The 12502-nt window shown below is 63.5% G+C and carries 11 protein-coding genes and 2 pseudogenes; 8 read left to right on the top strand and 5 right to left on the bottom strand.

All coding sequences use genetic code 11. The features are described 5' to 3' along the window. Positions 1-69 precede the first annotated feature (69 nt). Positions 70-1188: an IS110 family transposase gene (locus CLM73_RS05140; RefSeq protein ID WP_105237584.1), complete on the top strand. Its 1119-nt coding sequence runs from the start codon at positions 70-72 to the stop codon at positions 1186-1188. A gap of 883 nt (positions 1189-2071) precedes the next feature. On the opposite strand, the gene CLM73_RS05145 is transcribed toward CLM73_RS05140, so the two are convergent. Together CLM73_RS05145 and CLM73_RS05150 are read right to left on the bottom strand one after the other, a co-directional pair. Beyond that, positions 2072-2461, bottom strand: a complete 390-nt coding sequence (locus CLM73_RS05145; RefSeq protein WP_105237585.1) for a DUF4148 domain-containing protein — start codon at positions 2459-2461, stop codon at positions 2072-2074. A 285-nt stretch (positions 2462-2746) separates the two neighbouring features. Further along, on the bottom strand, positions 2747-5494 hold the full coding sequence (locus tag CLM73_RS05150; RefSeq protein ID WP_105237586.1) for a M16 family metallopeptidase: 2748 nt from the start codon (positions 5492-5494) through the stop codon (positions 2747-2749). A 91-nt stretch (positions 5495-5585) separates the two neighbouring features. Between CLM73_RS05150 and CLM73_RS05155 the strand changes: the two genes are divergently transcribed. The 3 genes from CLM73_RS05155 (at position 5586) to CLM73_RS05165 (ending at position 7473) form a co-directional block, all read left to right on the top strand. Further along, a complete protein-coding gene (locus tag CLM73_RS05155) occupies positions 5586-6185 on the top strand; it encodes a GNAT family N-acetyltransferase (protein WP_105241390.1) in 600 nt (199 codons plus the stop codon). 248 nt (positions 6186-6433) lie between these two features. Next, positions 6434-6814, top strand: a complete 381-nt coding sequence (locus CLM73_RS05160; protein ID WP_056568715.1) for a hypothetical protein — start codon at positions 6434-6436, stop codon at positions 6812-6814. 101 nt (positions 6815-6915) lie between these two features. After that, positions 6916-7473 (top strand): GNAT family N-acetyltransferase, encoded by a 558-nt coding sequence (locus tag CLM73_RS05165; RefSeq protein WP_105241391.1) that lies wholly within the window; start codon positions 6916-6918, stop codon positions 7471-7473. Positions 7474-7516: 43 nt separating this feature from the next. Here CLM73_RS05165 and CLM73_RS05170 read toward each other — a convergent pair whose 3' ends face one another. Both CLM73_RS05170 and CLM73_RS05175 read right to left on the bottom strand, forming a co-directional pair. Beyond that, complete coding sequence (locus CLM73_RS05170; protein WP_056568707.1) at positions 7517-8689, bottom strand: vWA domain-containing protein; 1173 nt, start codon at positions 8687-8689, stop codon at positions 7517-7519. A 25-nt stretch (positions 8690-8714) separates the two neighbouring features. Beyond that, positions 8715-9596, bottom strand: a complete 882-nt coding sequence (locus CLM73_RS05175; protein ID WP_056568704.1) for an AAA family ATPase — start codon at positions 9594-9596, stop codon at positions 8715-8717. 175 nt (positions 9597-9771) lie between these two features. Here CLM73_RS05175 and CLM73_RS05180 point away from each other — a divergent pair, with 175 nt between their 5' ends. Together CLM73_RS05180 and CLM73_RS05185 are read left to right on the top strand one after the other, a co-directional pair. Next, positions 9772-10125 (top strand): c-type cytochrome, encoded by a 354-nt coding sequence (locus CLM73_RS05180; protein WP_056568700.1) that lies wholly within the window; start codon positions 9772-9774, stop codon positions 10123-10125. A gap of 12 nt (positions 10126-10137) precedes the next feature. Continuing rightward, a complete protein-coding gene (locus CLM73_RS05185; protein WP_105237587.1) occupies positions 10138-10500 on the top strand; it encodes a c-type cytochrome in 363 nt (120 codons plus the stop codon). Positions 10501-10562: 62 nt separating this feature from the next. On the opposite strand, the pseudogene CLM73_RS05190 reads toward CLM73_RS05185, so the two are convergent. Then, a pseudogene (locus CLM73_RS05190) lies at positions 10563-10916 on the bottom strand (DUF1841 family protein); the annotation flags it as partial. Between CLM73_RS05190 and CLM73_RS29380 the strand changes: the two are divergent. Together CLM73_RS29380 and icd are read left to right on the top strand one after the other, a co-directional pair. Further along, positions 10828-11016, top strand: a pseudogene (locus tag CLM73_RS29380) (hypothetical protein); the annotation flags it as partial. The pseudogenes CLM73_RS05190 and CLM73_RS29380 sit on opposite strands and share 89 nt — an antisense overlap. Positions 11017-11193: 177 nt before the next feature. Continuing rightward, on the top strand, positions 11194-12450 hold the full coding sequence (gene icd, locus CLM73_RS05195) for an NADP-dependent isocitrate dehydrogenase (protein ID WP_056568692.1): 1257 nt from the start codon (positions 11194-11196) through the stop codon (positions 12448-12450). Positions 12451-12502: the final 52 nt, after the last annotated feature.

The following is a 12502-nucleotide window of genomic DNA, read 5'->3' on the forward strand; positions in this document are numbered from 1 at the left end:
CGCTCTCCAGGAGAGCGCCGAGCCACATGCGGCGGGGCAAGCCAGCCGCAAACCGTATGGAGACGAGCCATGGACGAGCGTATCAAGTTTTTCGTTGGTCTGGATGTGCACGGTGACAGCATTGCGATGTCCGTGTGCGAGGCCGGGCGGGAGCCCGGCCGGTTTGTCAGCACGCTTACGCCAGACGTGCAGGCGTTGCTCAAGACCCTAAGCAAATATGGTGCCGCACGGCAGGTCAGCGTGGTCTATGAGGCTGGGCCGACGGGCTATGGGCTATATCGTGCGCTGAGCGATCGGGGCTATCGCTGCGAGATCATTGCGCCGTCATTGACCCCGCGTCGCCCGGGCGAGCGCATCAAGACGGACCGGCGCGACAGCTTGCGACTGGCCGAGCTGTCGCGGGCTGGGGAGCTCAAGGCCATCTGGGTGCCTGACCAGGCCCACGAGGCGCTGCGCAATCTCTGGCGGGCTCGCGAAGACGCCGTCAACCTGCGCCTGCAAGCGCGCCAGCAGCTCAAGGCATTCTTGCTGCGCCAAGGCCGGCGCTATCCCGGCAAGACATCCTGGAACAAGACGCACCAACGCTGGATTGCGGAGCAGCATTTTGACCATCCTGCCGATTACATCGCGCTAGCCGAGTATCAACTGGCCGTGCAAGCGGCTCAAGATCGCGTACAGCGTCTGACGACGGCGCTCGAGCACGCCATTGAAGGTTGGCGCCAGGAGCCGACCGTGGCTGCGCTCAGGGCGCTGCGTGGTATCGATACGGTCAGCGCAATCGGCTTAGTGTGCGAGATCGGCGACATCGCCCGCTTTGGTAGTGCTCGCCAGCTTATGGGTTACCTCGGGCTAGTGCCATCGGAGCATTCCAGTGGCAACAGCGTACGCCGGGGTTCGATTACCAAAACCGGTAACGCACACGCCCGGCGGCTTCTGACCGAAGCGGCCTGGAACTACCGCTTCCCGGCGCGCATGAGTCAAGCGCTGCGCGACCGAAGCGCGACACTTTCTCCCAGTATCCGCACCCACGCCTGGAAAGCTCAGGTGCGTTTGTGCTCCAGATTTGCACATCTATCGGCCCGAGGCGTGCAGGCGAATAAAGTCTGCGTAGCCGTGGCGCGGGAACTGACCGGCTTCATCTGGGCCATTGCGCGCCAATCGCTGCCCGACAACACACATCATCAATGACACCCATACCCGTGACACGAGGTGATGCGACACGAACTCGATAGGAAGAACCCTCACGACACCCTCAACAGAACCCTTTGGGGCAACCTGCGTCACTAGAGCGAGGCAGCTTCCACGACGGATCGATGCACGGTGGTAACCAACCCACGGATATCAGTCTGATCTATCGTCGCAGCAGCAGGCTTGTGTCGCATCACCCCGTGTCACTGATTTCCACCAGCAAACCAATCCTATTGACGACAGCGACCATATCAGGGTGTCAGACGCCCAGAGCAGAAGCAGCTACACGCGAAGCGGCATCGCCACGACGCAAGACAGCGCGTATGCCCCCAAAGGCCGCCCGCGCGGCCGGCCGGGGGCGGGCACCGCAAGACGCTTCTCTTCCACCCCGCTGTATGCAAGAACCTAAAGAACCCAAGTCGCCCCAACGACCGTGAGGCTAAAACCACCCGAGCCCGGTGTGGCGTGGGCCTGGGGTGGGCGGGGCGTTTAGATGCGCCCGGCGGAAACCGAAGGGAGCCGAAGGCGTACGAGGTTGAGCCCGGGGAAGTCCGGAGCGAAGGCTCCGGACCGCAATCGGAGCCCCGCCCGCCCCAGGCCCACGCCGCGCCGGGCGCTTAAGAACCCTACGGCAGCTCACGGACACCGACGCAAAAAAAGAGACCGCGACAATCGCCACGGCCTCTTCGCTACTACCACTGCAACTTCAACTGCTGACTTCAACTTCAACTTCAACTGCTGACTGCAACTTCAACTGCTGACTGCAACTTCAACGACTGCTGCTACTTCAACTGCTACTACTACTTCAACCGCCGCTGTATGCCGAAAATACCGGCCTCAGGCCATGATGCCACCCGAGGCCGGCCGGGCTACAGCAAGCAGCTCACCGGCTGATCGGCGGGTACTCGAGCTCGCCGAACGTGTATTGGCCGCTGGCCTTTGCTTGCGCCAGTTCCTGCTGGACTTCGGCACGCGACTTGGCGCTGCCCGACGTTGCAACGACCGGCGGGTACTGCAGTTCGCCGAACGTGTATTGACCGCTGACCTTGGCTTGTTGCAGCTGGGCTTGCACTTCCTGCGAGCTCAGGCTGGTCTTTTGGGGCAGGGCGGGCGGGTAGTCCAGCTCGCCGAACGTGTACTGACCGCTTGCCTTGGCTTCTTGCAATTCCGTCGCCACTTGGGCGCTGCTCTTTGCTTGCTCAACGCCGGCGGCTTGTGCGCCGACACCGGCCAGGGCCAGGGATAGGAAAAGGGTGGTGGCTAGGGTTTTCATGGTGAGACCTCCAATTCGTCGTAATGAGGGACCGAATCCGGCGGCTCTCCGTCGTGGTTCGTTTGCTGTTCCCGATGGACTGAATTGTGCGCGCCTTCCCACCTGGGATAAACCCTTAATCCCTGAAAACATCTTTCCAAATAACCGAGTAATAGATCAGGCAGCCAGAATTGGCCCCACCAATGGAATGGTCAAGCCACTGCCAACGATCGCCCAAGCTGGGCGACCCACCGACTATGCAAAAAAAACCCCTGCCGAAGCAGGGGCTTTCCAAAAGGCGTTACGTCAGGGCTTCTTGAAATCCCCCGCCAGCGCCGTGCTGAACCCGTCCGGGCGCACGTACTTGCGCAGCGCCGCGTTCACCGCGTCTGGCGTCAAGGCGGAAATCTTCTTGTCCATTTCCGCAGACCACGCGAACGTGCGGCCGCGCTCCAGGTAGTCCAGCCACGTGCTTGCCAGCACATCGTCCTGCGCCCGAGCCAGATTCCGGTAGTTCAGCAGCGCTGCGATGCCCTCCGTGATCTCCTTCTCCGAGAAACCGTCCTTAAGCACCCGCGCCAGTTCCTCGTTGATCGCCTTCTCAAGCCGCTCGCGATTCTGCGGCGCATAGATCGCGTAAATGCTCCAGCTTGCAGTCGGTTCAAATGCCGACACCGACAGCGAGCTGCGCACGTTGTACGACAGGCCTTCCGTCTCGCGCACCCGGTTCCACAGACGCGACGTTTCCGACGCGCCGAACAGGTAGTTGGCCAGGTACAGCGCCGGATAGTCCGCGTCCGTATCCTGCACTTTCAGCGGCATGCGCGACAGGTAGAACGCATTGGCCTTGTCCGGCGTATCGATATCAAACTGCTTGGCCGGCACGTCGCGGTACGGGTTCGGCACGCGGGTATAGGCCGGCGCCTTCTTCCATCCAGCGAGTCCCGTGCGCAGCGACTTCTCCACCGCAGCGGGTTCGAAATCGCCCACCGCCGAGAACTCGATATCGCCCGCGCCGTAGAACTTGGCGTGGAATTTTGCCAGCGCCTCGCGGTTCAGGCCGCGCACGCTAGCCAGCGATTCTTCGAACGTCGGCACGTAACGCAGGTCGTCCGCAGGCCACGGATTATCGTGGCGGGCCAGCGCGCGTCCGGCCAGGGCCGAAGGCTCTGTCATCGCGTTCTGGATCGAGGTTTCAAGCTGGCGTTGATATTCCTCCACCTGCTCCTTCGGGAAGCTGGCGTTGCGGATGATCTCCAGCGCCAGCGCCGTCAGCTCCGGCAGATTCTCGCCCTTGGTCGACATCGCCACCTTCAGCGTCGTGCCGCCGCCGCTGAAGCCAAGTTCAGCCTGCAGCTTGTCCAGGCGGTCCTGGATATCCTGGCGCGACAGTTTGTCCGTGCCGCGCAGCAGCAGGTCCGCGGCCGCGCTGGAGTTGACGCGCTGGCCCAGCAGGTCCTTCTCGTTGCCGAACTGGATCAGCATCTGCGCCTGCACGCGGCTGCCGCGCGTGGCCTTGGGCAGCAGGGCCAGCTTCACCGGGCCATTGGGCAGGTCAAGCGTCGTGCGTTGCGTCAGCTTGTCGATGTTGGCCGGCGAGGGATCGAATGCCGACGCCGCCTTGAAGTCCGGATCGCCCTTGTAGTCCTTGAACACGGCGGTGAGGTCCACGCGCTCCGTCTGCGGCGCACGGACCGGCTTTTCGGTCGGGATGTAGCGGCCCTCGATGCGGTTGCTCTGCACCAGATACGTCGTCGCGGCATTTTGCACTTCGGCCAGCGTTGCCTTGCGCGCGCGGTCGCGCTGCAGGAAGAACAGGCGCCAGTCGCCCGCGGCGATCGCTTCGGACAGCGCCACGCCCACCTGCTCCGGATCGCTATACGTCTGTTCCCACGACGTCAGCCACTTGCTGCGCGCACGGTCCAGTTCCTGCTCCGTGAAAGGCTTCTTGCCGAGCGACTCCAGCGTGCCGGTCAGCGCCTTCATCGCCGCGTCCAGGTCCTTGCCCGGTGTCAGTTGCGCGGCAAACATCGCCAGGCCCGGATCCAGGTTTTCCATCGTGAAACCGAACACGCCCGAGGCCAGCTTGGTCGGCACCAGGGCATGGTAGAGGCGGCCCGACGGCGTGTCCGCCAGGATCGTGGTGGCCAGGTCAAACGGCACAAAATCCGCGCTGGCGCCGGCCGGAATGTGGTACATCGCTGCGACCAGCGGCGTGCCGCCGGTGCGGCGCAGCGTCACCGAGCGCTCGCCGTCCTGCGTCGGCTCCACCGTGTATTCCGGCGGCAGCTTGCGGTCGGGCTTGGGCAGCTTGCCCAGCGTGGCCTCGATGTCCGCCAGCGTCGTCTGCGGGTCGAACTTGCCCGCGACAATCAGCACCGCGTTATCGGGCTGGTAGTACTCATGGTAGAAGGCGCGCAGCTGGCCGATGTCCACGTTTTCGACGTCGGAGCGCGCGCCGATCGTGTTCTTGCCGTAGCTGTGCCACTGGTAGGCGGCGGCCTGCATCTTTTGCATCAGGATGCGGAACGGGCTGTTTTCGCCGCTTTCCATCTCGTTGCGGACCACGGTCATTTCCGAGTCCAGGTCTTCCTTGGCGATGAGCGAATTGACCATCGCATCGGCCTGCCAGCCGAGGTACCACTTCAGCGTCTCGGGGTTGGCCGCGAAGCTGGCGAAGTAATTGGTGCGGTCGCTGGACGTCGAGCCGTTGGCCTGCAAGCCGCGGCGCGAGAACTCGCCCATCGCATTGCGGGTGGTCGACGTGCCCTTGAACAGCATGTGCTCCAGCAGGTGCGCCATGCCGGTCTGGCCGTAGTTTTCGTTGCGCGAGCCCACCAGGTACGTCATGTTGACCGTGGTGGACGGCTTGGATTCGTCGGGTACCAGGAGCACCCGCAGGCCATTGGCCAGGCGGTATTCGGTGATGCCTTCGATCGAGGCGGCCTCCGTGACGCCGGCCGGCAGGCTGGCTGCTCCGGCCTGAAAGGCCAGGAAGGAGGAAAACAGCAGCACGCCTAGCGGGCGCGGCAGCTTCGACAGGGACAAGCGCATGGCGGACTATTCCTTTGGCATGGCAGAATCCGTTGGAGTGTATACGTTGGCAATGGTTCAGGCGGCCCGCCGCCATGCCGAGGAAGCTGATATGTCCCTGACCGTTGAAGTCGAAACGCCTCGCCTCGTGCTGCGCCAATGGCGCGCCGCCGACCGCGAACCTTTCGCCGCCCTTAACGCTGATCCGCACGTGACGCAGTTCCTGTTGCCGATGACGCGCCAGGAAAGCGACGCCCTGGCCGACAGGCTGGCCGCGGGCATTGACGAGCACGGCTGGGGCTTCTGGGCCGTGGAAGTGCCAGGGGTGGCGCCGTTCATCGGTTTCGTCGGCATCAAGCCGCTGGCGCCTGTCCTTCCGTTTGCGCCCGGCGTGGAGATCGGCTGGCGCCTTGCGCAACCCTTCTGGGGACGGGGCTACGCCAGCGAAGCGGCTGACGCCGCATTGCGAGTCGGCTTCGAGCAGGTGGGCGCGGATGAAATCGTCGCCTTCACGGCCACGGGCAACCTGCGATCGCGCGCCGTGATGGACCGTCTGGGCATGGTCGCGGATCCGCAGCCCTTCGATCACCCCGCCGTGCCGGCAGGACATCCGCTACGCGCGCATGTGCTGTACCGCCTGGGCCGCGAGGCCTGGCGCCAGCGGCGCGAGGCGGGCGGCGCGGGCGAGGGCGCCCTGTTTGCGGCGGCCTGATGTGCCGCCAAGCCGCGCCCGTGTTGATGGTGCGATGCAGCAGTCCTGTTTTCCCAGGGGATTTGAACCCCTTCCGGTCGCGGGTGTAAGCTTTTAAAGACGCATTAGCTGTTGCTGACGGGATGCGCGACGGCCGTCTTACCGGCTTCCCGTCCAACGCCAGACGCTGCCTTGACGCGGCGCCGGTGCTTGTCGTTCGCGCCTTCGCCGCCGGCATCCTGCCGGCGCATTCTACGGAGGAACGACCCATGCTGACCGAAATCGTCACGCGTGCCTTGTCCCAACTGACTGGTAGCGCCCTCAAGGGCGACGGCATCAAAGGACAGTTTCAATACGCTTATGCCAGTGATGACGGCCAATACGTGGCCATATTGACCCATGACATGACCACCTATGTGGTGGACCTGAGTACGCAGCGGTATTTCGCGGAGTGCGGTGGATCGCCCCGCGGATTTGCCGGCCATGTGCTTGAAATGGAGGGCGCCACCGCGCGCTCCCATCCGTGGCCCGCCGCGCAAGATTTGTTCGACCTGGACATGGACGCCGACGAATTGTCATGGCGGCAGTGCCCCGGTTTGCGCCACATGAGTACGGGCGCGCATCGATCTGTGGAGAGCCGCGCCGCCTGAGAGTGGCCAGAAGCGGCAGCGTTTCACTGAACCGGCGTCATCGCCGGTTTTTTTTCGCCCGCTTGATGCCGGCGGGCGGCGCCATCGCTAAAATTTCCGCCATGAAAACGCCCGCCGAATTCCACGCCCCGCAAGGCGCCACGCTGGTCGACTGCACGCACGAGCGCCACGCCGACCAGATCCTGGCCATCTTCAATGACGCCATCGCGACGTCCACCGCGCTGTACGACTACAAGCCGCGGCCGCGCGAGGCGATGGACGGATGGTTCAAGGCCAAGCAACAGGGCGGGTTTCCCGTCGTCGGCCTGGAAAATGCGGACGGCGAGTTGATGGCGTTTGCCAGCTACGGCACGTTTCGCGCGTTTCCCGCCTTCAAGTACTCGGTCGAGCATTCCGTGTATGTGGACGGGCGCTTTCGCGGCCGCGGCCTGGGCGAAGCGATGATGGCCATCCTGATCGAGCGGGCGCGCGCCGGGGGCGTGCACGTGATGGTCGGCGGTATCGACGCTTCGAATCAGGGCAGCATCCGCCTGCATGAAAAGCTGGGGTTTGTGCACGCCGGCACGATCCGCCAGGCGGGCTTCAAGTTCGGCCGGTGGCTCGATCTGGCGTTTTATCAATTGACGCTGGAGACGCCGGAAAACCCGGTCGACGGCTAAGAACGCCAACCGCGGCGGCAGCATCGCCGCCGCGCCTGTGGTGCTACTTCGACAGCACCCGCATCGCTTGCTCCAGGCCGGCGACCGTGACGGGATACATGCGGTCCTGCATGATGTCGCGCATCAGCGCAATGGATTGGCGGTACTGCCAGGAAGCCGTGGGCTCGGGATTCAGCCACACCGATTTGGGCCAGGCGTCCAGCAGCCGGCGCATCCATTCGGCGCCCGGTTCCTTGTTGTAGTGCTCGACGGAACCCCCGGGCTGCAGGATCTCGTATGGGCTCATCGTGGCGTCGCCGACGATGATCAGGCGCCAGTCCGGGTTGTACTTGCGCAGCACGTCCCAGGTGTCGAAGCGCTCGTTCTGGCGGCGGCGGTTGCTTTGCCACAGGCTTTCGTACGGGCAGTTGTGGAAGTAATAGACCTCGAGATTGCGGAACTCGCTGCGAGCCGCCGAGAACAGTTCCTCGACCCGGCCGATGTGGTCGTCCATGCTGCCGCCCACGTCCAGCAGCATCAGCACCTTCACCGTGTTGTGGCGCTCCGGGATCATGCGCAGGTCCAGATGGCCCGCGTTGCGCGCCGTGCTGGCGATGGTGTCGTCCAGATCCAGTTCCAGTTCGGCGCCCTGGCGCGCAAAGCGGCGCAGGCGGCGCAGGGCCACCTTGAAATTGCGCGTGCCCAGTTCGACCTGGTCGTCGTAGTCCTTGAACTGGCGCATGTCCCAGACCTTGACCGCCGTGCGGTTGCCGGCCGATGCGCCGCCGACGCGGATGCCTTCGGGGTGATAGCCGCCGTTGCCGAAGGGCGATGTGCCGCCCGTGCCGATCCACTTGCTGCCGCCGGCGTGGCGTTCCTTCTGCTCGTCCAGGCGCTCCTTGAAGAGCTCCATCAGCTTGTCCCAGCCGTGCTTTTCGATGGCGGCCTTTTCTTCGGGCGACAGGCTTTTTTCGAACTGCTTGATCAGCCAGTCCAGCGGAATGTCCTTGCCCGCGGGCAGGGCGGCTTCGATGCCGCGGTAATACGCGCCGAAGGCCTTGTCGTAGCGGTCGTAGAGGGACTCGTCCTTCACAAGCGTGGCGCGCGCCAGGAAGTAGAACTCGTCCAGCGTCGGCGACATCAGGTCCTGGCGCAGGGCGTCCACCAGCGTCAGGTATTCCTTGACCGAGACGGGCAGCTTGTGCGCCCGGAGGTGATAGAAGAAGTCGATCAGCATGTGCGGGCCGCCCGTGGATGCCGGATCAGCGGCGCTGGCCGCCGCGCGTCATGGCCGCCAGGCGTTCGAGCAGATGCACGTCCTGCTCGTTCTTGAGCAGCGCGCCGGCCATCAGCGGCACGGCGGTGGCCGTGTGCGCGTCGATCTGCGCGGCCGTGACGTCTTCGGCCAGCAAGAGGCGCAGCCAATCCAGCAGTTCGGACGTGGACGGTTTTTTCTTCAGCCCGGGCGCATCGCGCAGCGAGAAGAACGTGTCCAGCGCGGCGCGCAGCACGTCCTGCTTCAAGTCGGGATAGTGGACGGCCACGATGTCGCGCATCGTCTCGCGGTCCGGAAAGCGGATGTAGTGAAAGAAGCAGCGGCGCAGGAACGCGTCGGGCAGGTCCTTCTCGTTGTTGGACGTGATGATGACGAGCGGACGGTGGCGCGCGGCGATGGTCTCGCGCGTTTCGTACACATGGAACTCCATGCGGTCCAGCTCGCGCAGCAGGTCATTGGGGAATTCGATGTCGGCCTTGTCGATCTCGTCGATCAGCAGCACCACCGGCTCGTGTGATTGGAACGCCTGCCACAGCGTGCCCTGCACGATGTAGTTGCGGATGTCGCGCACCTTCTCGTCGCCAAGCTGCGAATCGCGCAGGCGCGACACGGCGTCGTATTCGTACAGACCCTGATGCGCCTTCGTGGTGGACTTGATGTGCCATTGCATCAGCGGCCGTCCCAGTGCGCGGGCCACTTCCTCGGCCAGCATCGTCTTGCCGGTGCCGGGTTCTCCCTTGATCAGCAGCGGGCGCTGCAAGGTGAGGGCGGCGTTCACGGCGAGCTTGAGGTCATCGGTGGCGACGTAGCTGTCGGTGCCATCGAAGCGGACTGGCTTGGCGGATGAGGCGGTCTGGGCTGCGGACATGGTTTGATGGCTTCTGTGGTTTGATTGGGATCAACACTAACGCAAGGTATTAATCCTGAGCAATTATCGTACAATCAGGCGGTTTTGCTTTGGGTTCCACCCGCAACGTGTTTGCAGAGGGCCTTTTCGTGTGAGCAGGCCCTAGTCCTTAGCCATACCAAGAAGAGTCATTCCAATGAAGTTGCGAACCTCTCTGAAGTACACGGTTTCCGTGTTGGCCACGATGGCGTCCTGTGCGATCGCCGGCCAGGCTGTTGCTGCAGACGCAGCGCCGGTCGGTAATGTCCAGAATGCCCGAGACAAGGTTTCGATGTGCATCGGTTGCCATGGCATCCCAGGCTACAAGGCATCGTTTCCCGAGCTTTACCATGTTCCGATGATCGCTGGCCAAAACGCCAAGTACATCGAAACCGCCCTCAACGAGTACAAGAAAGGCGCGCGCAGCCATCCCACGATGGACGCCGTTGCCGGCAGCCTGTCCGATCAGGACATTGCCGACTTGGCCGCGTATTACTCGAATCTCAAATAAGGGGGCAAGACCATGAACCGCACCATGCTTGCCCTTGCGGGCGCGACCCTGGCTATCTGGGGCGCTGCCGCCTCGGCGCAGGACCTGTCGGCCGGCAAGGCCGTCTTCGAGAAATTCAATTGCGCCTCGTGCCATGGCGCCGACGCCAAGACCGCGGTGGATCCCGCATATCCGACGCTGGCCGGGCAGCACGCCGACTACCTGGCGCATGCGCTGAAGGCCTACAAGCGAGGCGCCTCCGGCAGCGCCGCCACGGCCAATGTGCGCAAGAACCCGATCATGGGGGCCTTCGCCACGCAGCTGTCCGACCAGGACATCGCCAACGTGTCGGCGTGGCTGGCCACGCTGCCCAGCGATCTGGGCGTGCGCCGCTAGCACGCAACGGCTTCGGCCGGCGTGAATGAAAAACCCTCGCTAGCGAGGGTTTTTTTGTTGGGTCACAGGCTGGCGCGGCGGCGGATCAGGTCGATGTAGGTGTCGCTGTCCAGCGGCGTGCCCAGGCGCTGCGCTTCCCAGACCACCTGGCCCAGGCATTCCATGATTTCGTGCGCGGCGTGGTGCGCGTCCGAGCGCGCCGTGAGCTGCTGGTAGGCCAGGCGAATGCCGGGCGGATGGTCGATTGACAGTTGTTCCGCGATGGCCAGGTGCATGGACAGGTGCAGGAACGGATTGGTGCGGCCTTTTTCCACGGCGTATTCAGCGGTCATGGCGTCGGGGCTTTCGAGGTCCGCGTGGTATTCGGGATGCTCGATGATCCAGTCCAGCGCGATCGCCTCCAGCGGGGTCAGGACCTCGTTGGCGCGATGCTTGCGCCAGGTATCGATAAAGAATTCGCGGACTTGGTCGCGGGAGGGATTGAACATTCGGGAGGGGGCCAAAAGCAGGATGTAGTCGCATTATTTTACCGCCCCATGCGGACCGCCGGTTTCGCCCGGCGCTTTGCGATATAGAATGGGTTGCTATCCGCCATCCGGTGTGCGGTTCGCAGGAGGCGGTATAACCCGCGGAATCGGACGCTGTCCGATCCTGGCGCGTGCAGAAAAACCACCCGGAGCAAATGGAGCATTCATGTCCTACCAACATATCAAGGTTCCCGCCGGCGGCCAGAAAATTGCGGTCAACGCCGATTTCTCGCTGAATGTGCCTGACCAGCCCATCATTCCCTTCATCGAAGGCGACGGCACGGGCGCAGACATTACCCCCGTCATGATCAAGGTCGTCGACGCGGCGGTTCAGAAGGCCTACGGCGGCAAGCGCAAGATCCATTGGATGGAAGTCTATGCCGGCGAAAAGGCCACCAAGGTCTACGGTCCTGACGTATGGCTGCCCGACGAAACCCTGGAAGTCGTCAAAGACTACGTGGTTTCCATCAAGGGCCCGCTGACCACGCCGGTCGGCGGCGGCATCCGGTCGCTGAACGTGGCGCTGCGCCAGCAGCTCGACCTGTACGTCTGCCTGCGCCCGGTGGCGTATTTCAAGGGCGTCCCGTCCCCGGTGCGCGAACCCGAAAAGACCAACATGGTGATCTTCCGCGAGAACTCGGAAGACATCTACGCCGGCATCGAATACATGGCCGAAAGCGAGCAGGCCAAGGAACTGATCCAGTTCCTGCAGACCAAGCTCGGCGTCAAGAAGATTCGTTTCCCGAACACCTCGTCCATCGGCATCAAACCCGTGTCGCGCGAAGGCACCGAGCGTCTGGTGCGCAAGGCCGCGCAGTACGTCATCGACAACGACCGCACGTCGCTGACGCTGGTGCACAAGGGCAACATCATGAAGTTCACCGAAGGCGGCTTCCGCGATTGGGGCTATGAGCTTCTGCAGAAGGAATTCGGCGCGCAGCTGATCGACGGCGGCCCGTGGTGCAAGTTCAAGAATCCCAAGACCGGCCGCGAGATCATCGTCAAGGACGTGATCGCCGACGCGTTCCTGCAGCAGATCCTGCTGCGTCCCGCCGAATATGACGTCATCGCCACCCTGAACCTGAACGGCGACTACATCTCCGACGCGCTGGCCGCACAGGTGGGCGGCATCGGCATCGCCCCGGGCGCCAACATGTCCGATTCCGTGGCCATGTTTGAAGCCACGCACGGCACGGCGCCCAAGTACGCCGGCAAGGACTACGTGAACCCCGGTTCCGAAATCCTGTCGGCCGAAATGATGCTGCGCCACATGGGCTGGACCGAAGCGGCGGACCTGATCATCTCCAGCATGGAGAAGTCGATCCAGTCCAAGAAGGTCACGTACGACTTTGCCCGCCTGCTCGAAGGCGCGACGCAGGTGTCGTGCTCGGGCTTTGGCCAGGTGATGATCGAAAACATGTAAATCGCGGCCAGGCCCCTTCGCAAGGCTATCCGCCGCGCGACAGGGCCTGTTC

The organism is Achromobacter spanius, assembly GCF_002966795.1.
Taxonomy (GTDB): domain Bacteria; phylum Pseudomonadota; class Gammaproteobacteria; order Burkholderiales; family Burkholderiaceae_B; genus Achromobacter; species Achromobacter spanius_D.

Bases quoted from the DNA above. Each gene is read 5' to 3' on its own strand.
- CLM73_RS05140 (WP_105237584.1), top strand. From the start codon at position 70: ATGGACGAGCGTATCAAGTTTTTCGTTGGTCTGGATGTGCACGGTGAC.
- CLM73_RS05175 (WP_056568704.1), bottom strand. From the start codon at position 9,596: ATGTCCGCAGCCCAGACCGCCTCATCCGCCAAGCCAGTCCGCTTCGAT.
- CLM73_RS05185 (WP_105237587.1), top strand. From the start codon at position 10,138: ATGAACCGCACCATGCTTGCCCTTGCGGGCGCGACCCTGGCTATCTGG.
- CLM73_RS05160 (WP_056568715.1), top strand. From the start codon at position 6,434: ATGCTGACCGAAATCGTCACGCGTGCCTTGTCCCAACTGACTGGTAGC.
- CLM73_RS05145 (WP_105237585.1), bottom strand. From the start codon at position 2,461: ATGAAAACCCTAGCCACCACCCTTTTCCTATCCCTGGCCCTGGCCGGT.
- CLM73_RS05180 (WP_056568700.1), top strand. From the start codon at position 9,772: ATGAAGTTGCGAACCTCTCTGAAGTACACGGTTTCCGTGTTGGCCACG.
- CLM73_RS05170 (WP_056568707.1), bottom strand. From the start codon at position 8,689: ATGCTGATCGACTTCTTCTATCACCTCCGGGCGCACAAGCTGCCCGTC.
- CLM73_RS05155 (WP_105241390.1), top strand. From the start codon at position 5,586: ATGTCCCTGACCGTTGAAGTCGAAACGCCTCGCCTCGTGCTGCGCCAA.
- icd (WP_056568692.1), top strand. From the start codon at position 11,194: ATGTCCTACCAACATATCAAGGTTCCCGCCGGCGGCCAGAAAATTGCG.
- CLM73_RS05150 (WP_105237586.1), bottom strand. From the start codon at position 5,494: ATGCGCTTGTCCCTGTCGAAGCTGCCGCGCCCGCTAGGCGTGCTGCTG.
- CLM73_RS05165 (WP_105241391.1), top strand. From the start codon at position 6,916: ATGAAAACGCCCGCCGAATTCCACGCCCCGCAAGGCGCCACGCTGGTC.